The organism is Flavobacterium gillisiae (genome assembly GCF_900107635.1).
GTDB classification, from domain to species: domain Bacteria; phylum Bacteroidota; class Bacteroidia; order Flavobacteriales; family Flavobacteriaceae; genus Flavobacterium; species Flavobacterium gillisiae.
Window position 1 is genome coordinate 17704 of the sequence record NZ_FNRD01000009.1, and the last position, 16053, is coordinate 33756.

Annotated in this window: 15 protein-coding genes; 9 read left to right on the forward strand and 6 right to left on the reverse strand. The window is 33.6% G+C overall.

Annotated elements, in window-relative coordinates:
* Nucleotides 1-10: 10 nt before the first annotated feature.
* A complete protein-coding gene (locus BLV35_RS12755) occupies nt 11-1120 on the reverse strand; it encodes a sensor histidine kinase (RefSeq protein ID WP_091090767.1) in 1110 nt (369 codons plus the stop codon).
* Nucleotides 1121-1202: 82 nt separating this feature from the next.
* Nucleotides 1203-1886 (reverse strand): response regulator transcription factor, encoded by a 684-nt coding sequence (locus BLV35_RS12760; RefSeq protein ID WP_091090770.1) that lies wholly within the window; start codon nt 1884-1886, stop codon nt 1203-1205.
* Between the two features lie 177 nt (nt 1887-2063).
* Between BLV35_RS12760 and BLV35_RS12765 the strand changes: the two genes are divergently transcribed.
* The 5 genes from BLV35_RS12765 to BLV35_RS12785 all read left to right on the forward strand — a co-directional run bounded on the left by BLV35_RS12765 (nt 2064) and on the right by BLV35_RS12785 (nt 8553).
* The gene (locus BLV35_RS12765) at nt 2064-4811 is read left to right on the forward strand and encodes a TonB-dependent receptor (RefSeq protein WP_091090773.1); all 2748 of its coding nucleotides are present in this window, start codon (nt 2064-2066) and stop codon (nt 4809-4811) included.
* Nucleotides 4812-5080: 269 nt separating this feature from the next.
* On the forward strand, nt 5081-6292 hold the full coding sequence (locus BLV35_RS12770; RefSeq protein WP_091090777.1) for a hypothetical protein: 1212 nt from the start codon (nt 5081-5083) through the stop codon (nt 6290-6292).
* Between the two features lie 110 nt (nt 6293-6402).
* Entirely contained in the window at nt 6403-6741 is a 339-nt protein-coding gene (locus BLV35_RS12775; protein WP_091090780.1) for a T9SS type A sorting domain-containing protein, read from the forward strand.
* Nucleotides 6742-6864: 123 nt separating this feature from the next.
* A complete protein-coding gene (locus tag BLV35_RS12780) occupies nt 6865-7845 on the forward strand; it encodes a LuxE/PaaK family acyltransferase (RefSeq protein WP_091090782.1) in 981 nt (326 codons plus the stop codon).
* A 102-nt stretch (nt 7846-7947) separates the two neighbouring features.
* Nucleotides 7948-8553 carry a hypothetical protein gene (locus tag BLV35_RS12785; RefSeq protein ID WP_143031861.1) on the forward strand — a complete coding sequence of 202 codons (606 nt, stop codon included), beginning with the start codon at nt 7948-7950 and terminating at the stop codon, nt 8551-8553.
* A 221-nt stretch (nt 8554-8774) separates the two neighbouring features.
* Here BLV35_RS12785 and tyrS read toward each other — a convergent pair whose 3' ends face one another.
* On the reverse strand, nt 8775-10067 hold the full coding sequence (tyrS, locus tag BLV35_RS12790; protein WP_091090788.1) for a tyrosine--tRNA ligase: 1293 nt from the start codon (nt 10065-10067) through the stop codon (nt 8775-8777).
* 132 nt (nt 10068-10199) lie between these two features.
* Between tyrS and BLV35_RS12795 the strand changes: the two genes are divergently transcribed.
* Nucleotides 10200-11201, forward strand: a complete 1002-nt coding sequence (locus BLV35_RS12795) for an NAD-dependent epimerase/dehydratase family protein (protein ID WP_091090791.1) — start codon at nt 10200-10202, stop codon at nt 11199-11201.
* 10 nt (nt 11202-11211) lie between these two features.
* Here BLV35_RS12795 and BLV35_RS12800 read toward each other — a convergent pair whose 3' ends face one another.
* Genes BLV35_RS12800 through BLV35_RS12810 form a run of 3 tightly spaced genes read right to left on the reverse strand, consistent with a single transcriptional unit; the run spans nt 11212 to nt 13784 of the window.
* Nucleotides 11212-11694, reverse strand: a complete 483-nt coding sequence (locus BLV35_RS12800; RefSeq protein ID WP_091090794.1) for a DUF4296 domain-containing protein — start codon at nt 11692-11694, stop codon at nt 11212-11214.
* Nucleotides 11695-11706: 12 nt separating this feature from the next.
* Nucleotides 11707-13047: a dihydroorotase gene (locus tag BLV35_RS12805; RefSeq protein WP_091090797.1), complete on the reverse strand. Its 1341-nt coding sequence runs from the start codon at nt 13045-13047 to the stop codon at nt 11707-11709.
* Between the two features lie 11 nt (nt 13048-13058).
* Nucleotides 13059-13784: a polyprenol monophosphomannose synthase gene (locus BLV35_RS12810; RefSeq protein WP_091090801.1), complete on the reverse strand. Its 726-nt coding sequence runs from the start codon at nt 13782-13784 to the stop codon at nt 13059-13061.
* Between the two features lie 104 nt (nt 13785-13888).
* Between BLV35_RS12810 and BLV35_RS12815 the strand changes: the two genes are divergently transcribed.
* From BLV35_RS12815 to BLV35_RS12825, 3 genes are all read left to right on the forward strand, one after another.
* Nucleotides 13889-14560, forward strand: a complete 672-nt coding sequence (locus tag BLV35_RS12815; RefSeq protein ID WP_091090804.1) for a DUF4271 domain-containing protein — start codon at nt 13889-13891, stop codon at nt 14558-14560.
* A gap of 13 nt (nt 14561-14573) precedes the next feature.
* Complete coding sequence (locus tag BLV35_RS12820; protein WP_091090807.1) at nt 14574-15323, forward strand: uroporphyrinogen-III synthase; 750 nt, start codon at nt 14574-14576, stop codon at nt 15321-15323.
* 239 nt (nt 15324-15562) lie between these two features.
* Nucleotides 15563-16033 carry an Lrp/AsnC family transcriptional regulator gene (locus tag BLV35_RS12825; protein WP_091090810.1) on the forward strand — a complete coding sequence of 157 codons (471 nt, stop codon included), beginning with the start codon at nt 15563-15565 and terminating at the stop codon, nt 16031-16033.
* Nucleotides 16034-16053 lie beyond the last annotated feature (20 nt).

Below are 16053 nucleotides of genomic sequence, written 5' to 3' on the forward strand. Positions count from 1 at the left end.
AACTCATCACCTAAAGTTCAAAGGCTGTTTCTATAACACTAGAAACAGTCTTTTTTTCCTTATTCCACGTTTGTTTTTCAAGTGTAAATGAAAATTCTGAGCCAATACCAAATTCGCTCTCCACGTATATTTTTTCTTTATGCGCTTCTATAATATGTTTGACAATTGCCAATCCTAATCCAGAACCTCCTTCTGAGCGAGAACCACTTTTATTGACGCGATAAAAACGTTCAAAAAGCCTTGGGATATTTTGTTTCTCTATTCCTTCTCCATTATCACTTATACGAACCAGAACTTTTTTCTTAGTTAAATTCACCACAGCAACTTCGGTTGTACCGCCAGTTTTTCCGTATTTTATTGAATTGACTATTAAGTTTTCAATGATTTGCTGAATCCGGTCTCTGTCGGCTCTTACATAATTAGGTAAGATGTGGTAGTTTTCAAACGCAAGGGTAATATTCTTTTTTTCCGCTTTCATTTCCAATAAGTCGAAGACATTCTGAATTAATTCCACAATATCAAACTCCGAATAATCTAAATTCAAATCACCAACTTCAAGCTTGGTAATCATATCTAAATCTTCAACAATATAGATCAATCGCTCCACTCCTTTTTCGGCACGTTTCAAGTATTTTTTTCGAATCACTTTATCCTCCATCGCCCCATCTAGCAAAGTGGATATGTAACCTTGAACCGTAAATAAAGGAGTCTTTAATTCATGCGAAACATTTCCCAGAAATTCTCTTCGGTATTCTTCGCGCACCTGCAACATTTCAATTTCCAATTTTTTGTCGGTTGCAAATTTCTTTACTTCCCTGGTCAGCGTTTCCATGTCGGTGGTAATGGGCTTGTTTATGAATGTACTGGATTCTAATAATGAAACATCATCATAGATTTTTTTTACGCGTCTGTAAATGAACCGCTCTACTCGATATTGCAATACAATAAATGAAAAAATATATACGATTAACATGAAAACAAACCCAAATAAAAACAGACTGCGGGAAGGCAACTTGAACATATTGGATGCCAATAGCATCACAAATCCCGTTGAAAAAAGACTGATATACAATGCTGATTTTACCGCAAACTTATAGGTTTTTTTGAAACTTATTTTCATTTTTAAGTACGTACGTTACTTATGCAATCTAGCCTTTTGAAGATGACCTTACATTCCACAAATAACCTTTATTAAATCTAATTTAAACCTCAAATTTATAACCAACCCCTTTAATAGTTTTAAAAAGATCTTCTCCTATTTTTTCTCGTAGCTTTCTAATGTGAACATCGATTGTTCTTCCACCTACAACTACTTCATTTCCCCAAACTTTATCAAGAATTTCATCACGTTTGAATACTTTTCCTGGTTTAGACGCTAATAAATAAAACAGTTCAAACTCTTTTCTAGGTAATGAAATTTCGATATTATCCTTTACTATTTTATATTCTTCGCGATTTATTTCTATACCACCTACGTTCAAGGTTTCACTGTCTTGCTCACTTTCTTTTAAGCGGCGCAACAATGCTTTTACTTTACTTACTAATAATTTTGGCTTTATTGGTTTTGTGATATAGTCATCAGCTCCAGCATCAAATCCTGCAACTTGCGAATAATCTTCACTTCTGGCAGTCAAGAAAGTAATAATCACATTACTCAACTCCGGAATTTTTCTAATGTTTTCACAGGCTTCCATTCCATCCATCTCCGGCATCATCACATCCATGATTATCAAATCTGGCAATTCCTTTTTAGCTTTAGCAACCGCTTCTTTTCCATTGGCCGCTGTAAAAATTTGATACCCTTCCTGTGTAAGATTATAACCTACAATTTCTAAAATATCCGGTTCGTCATCGACTAATAAAATCTTGGTGTGTTTCTTTTTCATAGTTGGCAAATTTACGTTTGCTTTTGTAAATATAAGAATAAATGAACAGCAAAAAAGTAGTATTAACCGTAAATTAATTTGGTAACCATTTAGTAATATTCAACAAACCTAATGGTAACCTCGCAATAACGCAAACTTTACAAAGACCCCGTTACTTTGCAAAAAATTAAACAAACTATGAAACTTAAATTATTCATTTTAACGCTTTTTATCAGTACCCTTGCTTTTTCTCAAACTAAAGGTACTATTACTGGAGTACTAACTGATAAGGATTCAAACAACGAAACGTTACCTTTTGCAAACGTATTATTAAAAGGAACACAAATAAATGGCACAACAGATATTGACGGTAAATATGCACTTAATGCTCCCGCAGGTAATTATATAATACAATATAGTTTTATTGGTTACGAATCAATAGAGGTTCCTGTTACAGTAAAAAGTGGAGAAACAATAACACTAAGCAAAGCATTAGGATCATCAAGTTACAAACTAGATGATGTAGTTATCACTACAACCGTAAACAAGCAAAAAGAAACCGCCTTATTAATGGACCAAAAAAATGCAGTTGAAATCAAACAAAGCATCGGTTCACAGGAATTATCTAGAAAAGGGGTTAGCGATGTTGCAACTGCGGTTACTAAAACGAGTGGTATTACAAAACAAGAAGGTTCAGGAAATATATTTGTAAGAGGTCTTGGTGACCGATACAATTCTACCACTATGAATGGATTACCCATTCCCTCAAATGATCCAGAAAAGAAAAACTTAAATCTTGAAATTTTCTCTACCGATATCGTTGAATACATATCTATTGACAAGGTATATAGCGGAAACATTTATGGTGACTTTGCAGGAGGAAATGTTGATATTATTTCGAAAGACTACAAAGGAAAAGGATTTTTAAAAATCGACATTGGCTCTAAAGTGAACACAAATGCAATTGCCGAAGATAACTTTAAATTGCAAAAAGGGTTTGACGGGTTTGGTTTTACAAAAAAATCAATTCCAAACAATCCTCTTACACAATTCAATTATAGCTCTCTTCAAATGAAAGACTATACTCCAATAGCTTCTTCTTTTGGAATCTCTGGAGGAAAATCATTTGACGTAGGTTCAGAGGGCAAACTTAGCTTTTTTGCTACTGCTTCATTCAACAACGATTTCTCAGCTAAAAGTAATGGAACAGCAAAAGCAAGTGTTAATGGTAACGGAATTGCAAATAAAAACTTCGACAACTATAGCGAACTAAAATATGAAACTAATACTACCGGAATGGCTAATATTGGTTACAAAATAAACAATAATAATAAAGTAAGTTTCAATTCACTTTATATCAATACCTCAACACAATCAAAAGAAGAATACTCAGGATACATTGTTGATATTGCTAATGACGGCAACGGTTTAATTCGTCGTTTTAACTATGAAAAAAACAGTTTATGGATTAATCAAATATTAGGAGAAAGTAAAATTGGAGACCGTTCTAAATTGAATTGGGGAGTTTCATACAACATCATTGATGGAAGTATGCCAGACAGAGTCCAAAACATTTTTAGAAAAGAAGCTACTGGTTACCAATTGTCAAGTATCTCAGCTCCTGACAACCACAGATACTTTCAAAAACTGAAAGAAGACGAGCTAGCTGGTAATGCTTCATATGATTACAAATTCAACAAAAATGAAGATGGTGATTACAATGGAAAAATTACTGTAGGTTACAACGGAAGAATCAAATCAAGAGGATTTCAAGCAACGCAATTCAACATTAAAGCGACAAGTGGTAACACAAACACTATTGTTGATCCTAATAACTTAGATTTATTCTACAACCAAGACAACTTCAACAACGGTAATTTCTCGATTGCTACTTTCCGTGGAAATTCACAAGTATACAATGCTTTAGACCCACAAACTTATGGAGGAGATCAAACGATACATGCTGCTTTTGCTAACACAGAATACAAATTCAATAAATTAACTGCGGTATTAGGTCTTAGAGGAGAACAAATATCTCAAAAAGTAAGTTGGTACACGCAATTAGGCGGGACTGGAAATGACAAATTAGAAAAAACTGCTTTCTTGCCAAGTTTAATCATGAAATATGAATTGAACGACAAACAAAATTTACGTTTAGGATTAAGCAAAACTTATACTTTACCTCAATTTAAAGAAAGAGCTTTATTCGTATATGAAGAAGTCCTACAAGTAAAAGTAGGTAATCCATTTTTATACGAATCTGACGATTATAATTTAGACCTTAAATGGGAAATGTTCCCGAAAAGTGACGAGCTAATTTCGGTAACTGCTTTTGGAAAATACATTCTAAACCCAATGAACGAAGTAACAATATCATCTTCTTCTAATGACATCTCTTATATCAACACAGGAGATTACGGTTATGTAGCTGGTGCCGAAGTAGAATACAGAAAACAACTTTTTGATTTCGATTCTAATAATGCTAAGAAATTATCTGCAGGTATTAATGCTTCTTATTTATACAGCAACCAAGAATTGAATGCTGAAAAAGTAAATAGTGAAACAAATTACCAAGTGGATTTCACTAACTCAAAAAGTAAATTTACTGGAGCTTCTGATTTATTGTTGAATGCCGACTTAACTTTATTTAATGAGTGGAATAACAGAAACAGCAATCTTACAACGACTGTAGCTTACACTTACTTTTCAGACAGAGTAAATGCAATTGGAACAAGTAACAAGGGAGATTTAGTTGATAAAGCTTTTGGTTCACTAGATTTCATTGCAAAATCTAAACTAACTGAAAAATTAGGATTAGGATTAGTTGCGAAAAACTTATTAAATCCAGCAATAAATAGAGTACAAGCAAATGCAACTGGTGATGTAAATGTACTTTCATACAAAAAAGGAGCAACCATAAGTCTAAGTTTGAATTACCAATTTTAATCAAACAACACCTTTCAAAACATCTTATAAAAGGGCAGCTAAATAGCTGCTCTTTTTAGTTATAACCCTAAATGAAAAAGATTATTAAAAGGTTTGTTAACCTTCCCGAAACCAAGAACAGCCTTAGCCCTCTAGACGAAACGAGTTAACATTAAATTGATATTGAAATAGCCTTTTAGTAAACAAACATTCATGTTTAGATAACATCAAAAAAAAGTACTTAACGCATCTTTGTATCAGAAAATAAATAAAAATTTTATTAAACAATCATGAAAAAATCAACTGTAAAATTATTCGGGATTTTAACATTAGCTGCAGGTTTAATCACTAGCTGTTCTTCTAACGACAACCCTACACCAACGACTACTCCTTCATCTACTTTTACTGCAGATGCAACCAATTTTCAAGGGACTATCAATGATGGTATCGTTACTCTAGACGCTACTAAAACGTACAAATTAACTGGAAAAATCCAGGTAAACAATGGAGCTACATTAACTATCCCAGCTGGGACGATTATTCAAGGAACAGGCGGAACATCTGCTTACATCGCAATTGCTCAAGGTGGAAAACTAAATGTAGAAGGTACTGCTGCTAAACCTGTTGTAATGACAAGTGGATTAGCTACAAAAGCTGCTGGTGACTGGGGTGGATTAGTTATCTGTGGTAAAGCACCTATCAACCGTGTATCTGGTGGTACAGGAACTGCTCAATCAGAAGTTGCTGATTTAACTTACGGTGGAACCATTTCTAATGATAATTCAGGTTCAATCAAATATTTAAGAATTGAGTATGCTGGAGCTGCTTTTAACAGTGAAAAAGAATTTAACGGACTTTCATTATTTGGAGTTGGTTCAGGAACTACAATTGATTACGTAGAATTTTTCCACGGAGCTGATGACGGAGTTGAATTCTTCGGAGGAACTGTAAATACTTCTAACTTAATTTCTATTGGAAATGAAGACGATCAATTTGACTGGACTGAAGGATGGTCTGGTACAAATACTAACTGGTACGGAAAATTAGGTTTCGAAAAAGGAAACAGAGGAATTGAAGCAGATAACTTTGAATTAGGATATGCTAATACTCCAATTGCTAACCCTTCTATTACTAATTTAACTTTAGTAGGACCTGGAAGCGCACCAACAACTGGAACATGGTTAGAAAATGATGCAATGAAATTAAGAAGAGGAACTAAAGGTATCTTCACAAACGTAGTTTTTAGTGGATGGGCTGTAGGTTTCAATGTTGAAAACACCGAGACGATCGCTTTCATACCTACTGCATTAAAAGCTGTAAATGTTAACTTTATTGCTGATGTTACAACAAAAACTAAAGGTAAATTAAATGCTGTTGCTCCTGCAACAAGTGGAGTAAGTGCTGATGTATCTGCAATTATTACTTCAGAAGGTGCTGCTACTGGTGCTGGAAACGGAGCTGGAATGCCATCATGGGCTGCTGGTTGGTCAGTTGGATTCTAATCAAAAGTATATCATAAAAAATACCCAAAACACCCTTTTTTAAAAGGGTGTTTTTTATTTTGGTACAGTATTTGATTTTTTTTGTATATTTACTAAACAAAATCAAGCTAATGGCAAAAAATTACTTTTATATTGCAATCTTATTGGTTTTTTTCTTTTCTGTGAGTCTTAGTGCTCAAGATACAAAGCAACAACCAAAACTACAGGAAACTTCAGTAATTGAAGGTTTGAACCTGTATCCGAATCCCGTGACTAATGGGAAAGTATATATTTCCACAAAAAATGATTCAAATAAAGAAATAATTATATTTGATCTTTTAGGTAAAAAAGTACTCCAAACATTAATTAGTTCAAAAGAACTAAATGTCTCAAGTCTAAACCCTGGTGTTTACATTATTAAGATTAATGAAGAAAACGCAAGTGCTACCCGAAAACTCATTGTAAGGTAAAAATTACTTTCGAAAAATAACTTAAAAGCTCCAACTTCCATTGGGGCTTTTTTTAATTCAAATTCGAATATCTTTAAATATCTGAAAGAGCTATTAAAATTTATACCTTTGCAAAAAAAATTCTTGATTACAGCTACTGATATATTTGCCATTTCGAGCCAAAAGCAATTTGAAAAAATCGCCTTAAAAATATTTCGTTACCAACACGAAAACAACTTGGTATACAGGGAATTTTGTGACCTCATGAAAGTGGAACCTCAAAAAGTAAAAACACTACAACAGATTCCGTTTTTACCCATTCAGTTTTTTAAAAGTCATGCGGTGGTTTCTAATACTAACCCCGTTCAAAATACATTTACCAGTAGCGGAACAACAGGAATGGTAACGAGTAAACACCTGGTAACCGACACTTCTATTTATGAAGAAAGTTATCGCAAAGGGTTTTCTCAGTTTTACGGAAATATCGAAGATTATGTAGTGTTAGCTTTACTACCTTCTTACTTGGAAAGAGATGGCTCTTCTTTGATTTATATGGTCGAAGATTTGATTCAGCTATCCAATCATGACGACAGCGGTTTTTATTTGCACAATCACGACGAACTGATAACTAAACTAACCACATTAGACCAGTCCGGTCAAAATGTAATTCTGATCGGAGTTACTTTTGCCTTATTGGATCTAATCGAAAAACATCAGTTTCAACTGCAAAATACTATCATCATGGAAACAGGTGGTATGAAAGGCAGAAGAAAAGAAATGATTCGAGAAGAACTGCATCAACAACTTTGCGAAGGCTTTGGCGTGACAGCGATTCATTCTGAATACGGCATGACGGAATTACTCTCTCAAGCCTATTCCTTAGGAGAAGGCGTATTTGAGTGTCCTTCTTGGATACAAATTCTAGTTCGCGATACAGAAGATGCACTTACTTATATTCCGCAAGGAAAAACAGGTGGAATCAACGTAATCGATTTGGCCAACATTAATTCCTGTTCTTTTATCGCCACGCAAGATCTAGGCAAGAAATATCCGAACAACTCTTTCGAGGTATTGGGACGTTTTGATAATTCTGATATTCGAGGGTGCAATCTGATGGTGCTTTAAATATAATACAACCCTACTTATACCGCTTAATCGATGCGTATCATTCTTTTTGTTTTTTTATTTTTTTCAATTTGTAGTTCTGCTCAGAACACTGAATTAGAAATGAAAATTGATTCCATCACTTCAATTGATTCAAGTCCAAAGAAAAGAAAATTTACAATACATTATCATATAGAAAATAGAACTAATACTGTTGTTTCTTTCATTTTAAATACACATGCAGTACGATCTAACGCAACAAATTCTACGTCTTGGATTCCTTCGTACCGCTTACACCAAGAAAATGAAATTATTATCGCTGATAACATTTTTAACAGCACAAATACCGAGGATGTGATTCAAAAATTGAAAGGCAAACTAGAAACTAACAAAGGAAACTTAGAGACCTATTTTACCCAAAAAGAAAAAAAGCTAAAGGAGCAAACAAGTAAAAACATCATTAAAAGCCTCATTAAGTTGAATCCTGACGAAAGTAAAACTTACACCATAACTTTAGACTGGGATAAAAACAGATACATACAATACTTTGATAACGAGTATTATTTAGACGGAAAAACCACTCATTACATTGATTTATTCGTTAATTTATACAAAGAGGAGTTATATGAACGCTTACTTCCCGAAGATTTAAACACAATAAAAGAAGACAAAACCATTACAAAAGGTTGGATTCAATCTAATAAAATGGAAATCAATTTTAAAGAATAACATACATTCAAACCACAAAAAAGTCGCAATAGCTCCTTAGAACTCTTGCGACTTTTTGACCCTTTGATTATTTATTTATACCATTTTATTTTTGAATATACTGCAATAAAACATAACCACAATCTTGTCATTCCGACAAACTAAATGTTAGATTTTGGGTCTGAAAAATTTTACAGTGTTTTCTATGCTGAGAAAGCATTAATCGTTGTTCAACTTGAAAATTAAACTACTCTTACCACAAAATAATTTTTCTTACCGCTTTGCAACAATACAAATTGGTTATTGATTAAATCTTTTGTCGAAAGTGAAAAATCTTCTTTCACTTTTTCTCTGTTCACTGAAATCGAATTAGCCGTCAAAGCACGTCTTGCTTCACCATTCGACTTAAAAAAACCTGTTTTTTCATTCAATACAGCAATAACATCAATTCCAGCTTCAATTTCGTTTCTTGCTATTTCTGCTTGAGGAACACCTTCAAAAACATCTAAGAAAGTAGCTTCGTCAAGTTGTTTCAAATCATCTGAAGTAGAATTTCCAAACAAAATATTTGATGCCTTTATAGCGTTTTCCAAATCTGCTTGTGAATGAACCATTATTGTAATTTCTTCAGCCAAACGCTTCTGCAACAAACGCAAATGCGGTGTTTCTGTATGTTTTTCAGTTAAATCAGCTATTTCTTCTTTCGATAAAAAAGTAAAAATCTTGATGTATTTTTCAGCATCAACATCTGAAGTATTTAACCAATATTGGTAAAATTTATAAGAAGAAGTTCGCGCTGCATCTAACCAGATATTTCCTCCTTCGGATTTCCCGAATTTAGTTCCATCCGCTTTTGTAATCAACGGACAAGTCAAAGCGTATGCTTTTCCCCCGGCAATTCTTCGAACTAATTCGGTTCCCGTTGTGATATTTCCCCATTGGTCAGAACCACCCATCTGTAGTGTACAACTTTTATTTTTGAACAAATGTAAAAAGTCGTACCCTTGAACCATTTGATATGTAAACTCTGTAAATGACATTCCTTCTGCTGACTCAGAAGACAAACGCTTCTTTACTGAATCTTTAGACATCATATAATTTACTGTAATGTGTTTTCCAATATCACGAATAAACTCCAGAAAAGAGAAGTTCTTCATCCAGTCGTAATTATTCACTAGTTCAGCTGCATTTGGAGCATCTGAAGTAAAATCAAGGAAACGGCTCAATTGCGCTCTGATTGCTTCTTGATTGTGACGCAAAGTAGGCTCGTCTAATAAATTTCTTTCATTAGATTTTCCTGATGGATCTCCTATCATTCCTGTCGCACCACCTACAAGAGCTAAAGGCTTATGTCCGGACAATTGAAAATGTTTCAACAACATTACTCCTACTAAATGCCCTATATGCAATGAATCTGCAGTTGGATCAATACCCACATACGCCACACGCATTTGCTCCATCAAATGTTCTTCTGTGCCTGGCATAACATCGTGGAGCATTCCTCTCCAAGTCACTTCTTCAATAAAATTTTTCATCTTTTTTAATCAATTTCCGCAAAGATAGTAATTCAACTGCAAAGGCAATAGCAATTTTAATGGCAATACTACTGAGAAACCTCAAAATAAGTTTGAATTTCTGAATTGAAATTGATTTAGTACATTTACAAAATGATTTTAGTAACAGGAGGAACTGGTTTAGTAGGAGCGCATTTATTGCTGTATTTAATAGAATCCGAAAATATCGGACCTAGAAAAATACGGGCTATCTATCGAAATTCGGGAACTATCAAAAAAACAGAATCACTGTTCCAACTTTATAATAAATCGACTTTATTTAACGCCATAGAATGGATTGAGGGCGACATTATCGACATTCCTACATTAGAGCATGCATTTAAAGGAATTGATTATGTATACCATAGTGCTGCCTTAATTTCATTTGATCCAAAAGACGAAAGCGTGGTACGCAAAACCAATATTGAAGGAACAGCAAACATTGTGAATTTTTGCCTTGCCAAAGGAGTTAAGAAATTATGTTACATTAGTTCGACTGCAGCATTAGGTGATTTAACAAGTACAGCAACAATCATTACGGAAGAAACAGAGTGGAATCCGGAAAAACCACATAGTGATTATGCTATTTCTAAATATGGTGCCGAAATGGAAATTTGGAGAGGTCAACAAGAAGGCTTAGATGTTATAATTGTAAATCCGGGAGTTATTATTGGCCCTGGTTTTGAAGAACAGGGAAGCGGTCTACTTTTTAAAGCCGTTGCAAAGGGATTGCGGTATTATACGCTTGGAAAAACTGGATTCGTAGCCGTTAGTGATGTGGTAAGAATGGCGGTTCAATTAATGAAAAGCGAAATTAGAAACGAACGTTTTGTTTTAATTGGGCAAAACATACCCTTTAGAGATATCCTAAACACCATTGCTGATACATTGAATGTGAAAAGGCCTTCACGTCACATGAAACCCTACTTAATGGAAATAGGCTGGAGAGTAGATTGGATTTTTGCGAACATTTTTAATAAAAAAAGAAAATTAACGCGAGCTACTGCTAAAGCATCCTATTCTAAGCATGACTATTCCAATGAAAAAATTAAAATGACATTAAAGACTGATTTCACAGACGTCCATCAGTATATTAAGGAAATCTCAAGCTTGTAAAATGGAGAGCTTATTGAATTCGCAAAGTATCTTTCTTCTTTTTTCTGGCAATACTTCCCTTTTTTAATGCTAAAGAATCTGTTTTTAAGGGGGTAACTTTGATACGTTTTATGGAGTCTGCTGTTGCCTTTGCTTCCTTTTTCTCTTGTTTTTTTACCAATGAATCCAAGACTGTTTTTTTCGAGTCAATCCTTTTGATAATCTCATCATACATCTCTTTGTAGTCGATATAAGTAGAAGCATAATAAATATTGCTTTGCGCAAATTGAACACTGTCAATTTTATACTTTTTATAAATATACTGAGAAGGATTAATTTTAAAAGTATCTACAGATGCTGGATTTTGATATTTCACCGCGTCCAAAATCGATAAATCATACATTACATCAATCATCTTATCTCTTGCTATAAGATTATCGGGTTTATTTACTGCTTCTTCCTTACAGCTTATAAACCCGACTAAAACGGTTAAAAGTAATAGTGTTTTTTTCATCTATTTTGTCTATTAGCGATCAAACAAGAGTCTTTTTCCTGCACGAATATTTTTTACTTTAAATGCATTATAAACTAATTGCCCATTTACAAAAGTATGTGTAATTCTAGATTTAAATGTAAATCCTTCAAATGGTGACCATCCACATTTAGCGAAGATATTCTCTTTCTTTACACTCCAAGGCAAACCTGAATTTACAATCACTAAATCCGCATAATAGCCTTCTTTAATAAAACCACGCTTTTCAATTTTGAAAATCTTGGCCGGATTATGACACATTTTTTCCACAATTTTCTCTACGCTTATTTTACCTTGATGAAATGCTTCAAACATAGCCACTACAGCATGTTGAACTAAAGGTCCTCCAGAAGGTGCTTGTAAATAAGGTAATTTTTTCTCTTCTAATGTATGTGGTGCGTGATCTGTCGCAATCACATCAATTCTACCATCTAACAAGGCTTCCCAAAGCACTTTTTGGTCATTTGCTGTTTTTACTGCCGGATTCCATTTTATAAGATTCCCTTTGGTGGCATAATCATCATTGGTAAACCATAAATGATGTATACAAACCTCAGCAGTGATTTTCTTTTGTTCCAATGGAATTTTGTTTGTGAACAAATCCATTTCTTTAGCAGTAGAAAGATGAAAAACATGCAAACGAGCACCTGTTTTTTTAGCAAGAGCAATTGCATTTGAAGAAGAAATATAACAGGCCTCTTCACTTCGAATCAAATGATGCGCAGTAATAGGCACGTCTTCACCAAATTCTTCTTTATATTTTTCTAAATTGTTTTTTATTGTAGTTTCATCCTCGCAATGAACCGCAATAAGTAACGGTGTACTTGAGAATATTTTTTCTAGTGTCACTTGATTATCAACCAACATATTTCCGGTCGAAGAACCTAAAAATATTTTTATACCCGCAACATTTTTCGGATTTGTTTTTAGCACTTCCTCCAAGTTATCATTAGTTGCTCCCATCATAAACGAATAATTCGCATACGATTTCTCAGCAGCAAGCTGGTATTTTTCTTCTAGAATTTCTTGAGTAACCGCATTAGGAATAGTATTAGGCTGCTCGATAAAAGAGGTAATTCCACCGGCAACTGCCGCCCTGGACTCCGACTCTATATCCCCTTTATAAGTAAGACCCGGCTCTCTAAAATGTACTTGGTCATCAATAGCACCTGGCATCAAATAATTCCCCTCTGCATCAATGATGACACAATTTGATGATTTGGCACTTATGCTTTCTGAAACCTCAACAATTAAGTCATTTTCAATTAAAACATCGCCCTCAAAAATCACCCCTTCATTTACTATTTTGGCATTCTTAATTAAAACACTATTCATTGTACTTATTATTATAAACTATTAACTAATTTTTTTAATCGTAGAGCAATTACTCCAAAAACAGCTTCAACAATTATTGAATTACTCATTTTTGATTCTCCTTTTGTCCTGTCTGTAAAAATTATTGGCACTTCGACAATATTGAATTTTTTACAAAAGGTTCTGTATTTCATTTCAATCTGAAACGCATAACCAACAAATTTTATTTTATTGAGGTTGATTTCTTCAAGCACTTCCCTCTTATAACAGATAAAACCTGCGGTAGCATCATGAATTTTCATTCCTGTAATAATTCGAACATAAACCGATGCGAAATAAGACATCAGTACCCGGTTTAATGGCCAATTGACCACATTTACCCCTGTAACATATCGTGAACCGATTGCTAAATCAGCATTCCCAAAATGACAGGCATTGTATAACTTCTCTAAGTCATTTGGATTATGAGAAAAATCAGCATCCATTTCGAAAATAAAATCATACTTATTCTCTAATGCCCATTTGAACCCGTGAACATAGGCTGTTCCCAATCCTGACTTCTTTTCTCTGTTTTCCAAAAACAAACGACCACCAAATTCCGTTTGAAGCAATCTGACTTTATCTGCGGTGTGATCCGGAGAATTGTCGTCAACAATAAGAATATGAAATGGTTTATGTTGAGAAAGCACCGACCTGATTATGCTTTCGATATTTTCAATTTCGTTATAGGTAGGAATTATAACAATACAGTCGTTCATATTTCTAGTAATTTCACGGCAAAAGTAACGTTTTTATGGCATTTCATTCATAATAAAATTATAATAAAAAGATTGATATAAAAAATTAGTAATTTTGTCGCGCTATGATTGAACACCTACTTCATCCAAGAATAACAGAAAGCAAAGATTGGGCTACCATTTTATTTGTTCTGGCATTTGCTATTATTGCAATTACTAAATCCGTTTATGAAAATCGATTTGGTGATTTCATGAATTTAATATTTTCAGATAAATACTCTAAGGTGTATCGTGACGGAAGTCATCTGAAAGGCAGTTTTACCATTTCACTATTTTTTGTACAAGTAATTTCGTTTGCCTTTTTTATTCAACTTTCCCTAAGTTTTTTTGGATATGGCTCAAAGACGGACTTGATGCTTTACATTCAGATTATTACTGTTTTAATGTTTTTCGTTTTATCTAAATATTTAATAGAAAAAATCATCGCTACCGCATTCAATATTGAAGAGTTTATGGAACAATTTAACCTTCAAAAGGTTACTTACAGAACCTATATCGGCCTAATTATCCTACCTATCAACATTATATTGTTTTATTACGACACAATATCAAGAAATATTCCAATAATAATTATTTCTATTATTTTGATAATCAATATATTAACATATTTGATTTCAATAAAAAGATATCAAAATCTAATATTCAGTAAGATGTTTTATTTTATTTTATATCTTTGCGCTCTCGAAATAGCCCCCTATTTTTTTATGTTTTTTATGTTTAAAAAAGGGGGCGCTTAGAAAACGTTAAAATATGAAAGTGAAAACAATTTTGGTGTCACAGCCCGAGCCTAAAGTAGAGAATTCTCCTTACTTTGAACTCCAACAGAAGCATAAAGTTAAAATTGATTTCAGACCTTTTATTCATATAGAAGGAGTTAATGCCAAAGAAGTTAGACTTCAAAAAATCGACCTCAATCAGTATACTGCAATTATATTGACGAGTAGAAATGCTGTAGATCACTTCTTTAGAGTAGCGGATGAAATGCGTTTCAAAGTACCCGAAGGATTGAAATATTTCTGTCAATCTGAAGCAGTAGCCTTTTATTTGCAAAAATACGTTGTTTACAGAAAGCGTAAAATTTATGTAGGCCCTAAGGATTTTGCAGATTTATCTCCATTGATAAAAAAATACAAAGACGAGAAATTTCTTTTGCCTGCCTCAGACCAGTTAAATGCTGATGCAACAATCACCCTGAATGGATTAAAAGTAGACTGGACTCCAGGTATTTTTTACAAAACAGTAATGAGTGATCTTTCTGACCTAGCAGATGTATACTATGACGTATTGGCTTTCTTTAGTCCAACTGGAATTAAATCATTATTTAAAAACTTTCCGGACTTTAAACAAAACGATACTAGAATAGCCGTTTTTGGAAGTACTACTCAAAAAGAAGCTTTAGACAATGGTTTAAGAGTTGATATTTTGGCTCCATCACCAAATACGCCTTCGATGACTATGGCCTTAGAAAAATATATTATTGAAGCTAATAAAGGAAAATAATTCCTCGACTCGACTTCAAATAAAAGTTACAAAAAACCATCTGGACAACAGATGGTTTTTTTATACTCAATTCCCACCTAAATTAAATTACCCCCCTATTAAAAGTTTGCCGTTAATGTGTAAAATACTTTAAACCCATTTCTAAATAACGGACAAACACCCTAATATTAGTTGTTTTTGCTTAATTTTGATTTTCAATTACAACTAAACACCTTGGTTTTAGTTCTAAAATAAAACTTATGAAAATAAACTCCATGGTAGTAGAAATAGATGGAATCGATAAAGAAATTTTAAGATTCCTAATGGAAGATGCACGAAAACCAATCCTTCAAATCGCAAACAAAATAGGGATTTCAGGAGCGGCAATTCATCAGCGACTGAGAAAGCTAGAGCAATCTGGTGTAATCTCAGGATCAAAATTTGTAGTAAACCATAAAGTTCTTGGTTACAACACCATGGCTTTTGTTGGAGTTTACCTAGACAAAGCAGCGCGAAACCTCGAGGCAGTTAAAGAACTAAAAAAAATACCAGAAGTACTAGAGTGCCATTACACCACCGGAAACTGGTCTATCTTGATTAAAATTATCTGTAGAGACAACCAACATTTGATGAATTTACTAAATACCAAAATCCAAACAATAGAAGGCGTTTCTAGAACAGAAACGTTCATTTCGTTAGACCAACAAATTGACAGACAAATCCAACTTTAATGAGATAATACGGCAATTAG

What these genes read in the sequence shown, in the direction of transcription:
- BLV35_RS12755 (WP_091090767.1), bottom strand. Translation starts at nt 1,120, where the DNA reads ATGAAAATAAGTTTCAAAAAAACCTATAAGTTTGCGGTAAAATCAGCA.
- BLV35_RS12760 (WP_091090770.1), bottom strand. Translation starts at nt 1,886, where the DNA reads ATGAAAAAGAAACACACCAAGATTTTATTAGTCGATGACGAACCGGAT.
- BLV35_RS12765 (WP_091090773.1), top strand. Translation starts at nt 2,064, where the DNA reads ATGAAACTTAAATTATTCATTTTAACGCTTTTTATCAGTACCCTTGCT.
- BLV35_RS12770 (WP_091090777.1), top strand. Translation starts at nt 5,081, where the DNA reads ATGAAAAAATCAACTGTAAAATTATTCGGGATTTTAACATTAGCTGCA.
- BLV35_RS12775 (WP_091090780.1), top strand. Translation starts at nt 6,403, where the DNA reads ATGGCAAAAAATTACTTTTATATTGCAATCTTATTGGTTTTTTTCTTT.
- BLV35_RS12785 (WP_143031861.1), top strand. Translation starts at nt 7,948, where the DNA reads ATGAAAATTGATTCCATCACTTCAATTGATTCAAGTCCAAAGAAAAGA.
- tyrS (WP_091090788.1), bottom strand. Translation starts at nt 10,067, where the DNA reads ATGAAAAATTTTATTGAAGAAGTGACTTGGAGAGGAATGCTCCACGAT.
- BLV35_RS12795 (WP_091090791.1), top strand. Translation starts at nt 10,200, where the DNA reads ATGATTTTAGTAACAGGAGGAACTGGTTTAGTAGGAGCGCATTTATTG.
- BLV35_RS12800 (WP_091090794.1), bottom strand. Translation starts at nt 11,694, where the DNA reads ATGAAAAAAACACTATTACTTTTAACCGTTTTAGTCGGGTTTATAAGC.
- BLV35_RS12805 (WP_091090797.1), bottom strand. Translation starts at nt 13,047, where the DNA reads ATGAATAGTGTTTTAATTAAGAATGCCAAAATAGTAAATGAAGGGGTG.
- BLV35_RS12810 (WP_091090801.1), bottom strand. Translation starts at nt 13,784, where the DNA reads ATGAACGACTGTATTGTTATAATTCCTACCTATAACGAAATTGAAAAT.
- BLV35_RS12815 (WP_091090804.1), top strand. Translation starts at nt 13,889, where the DNA reads ATGATTGAACACCTACTTCATCCAAGAATAACAGAAAGCAAAGATTGG.
- BLV35_RS12820 (WP_091090807.1), top strand. Translation starts at nt 14,574, where the DNA reads ATGAAAGTGAAAACAATTTTGGTGTCACAGCCCGAGCCTAAAGTAGAG.
- BLV35_RS12825 (WP_091090810.1), top strand. Translation starts at nt 15,563, where the DNA reads ATGAAAATAAACTCCATGGTAGTAGAAATAGATGGAATCGATAAAGAA.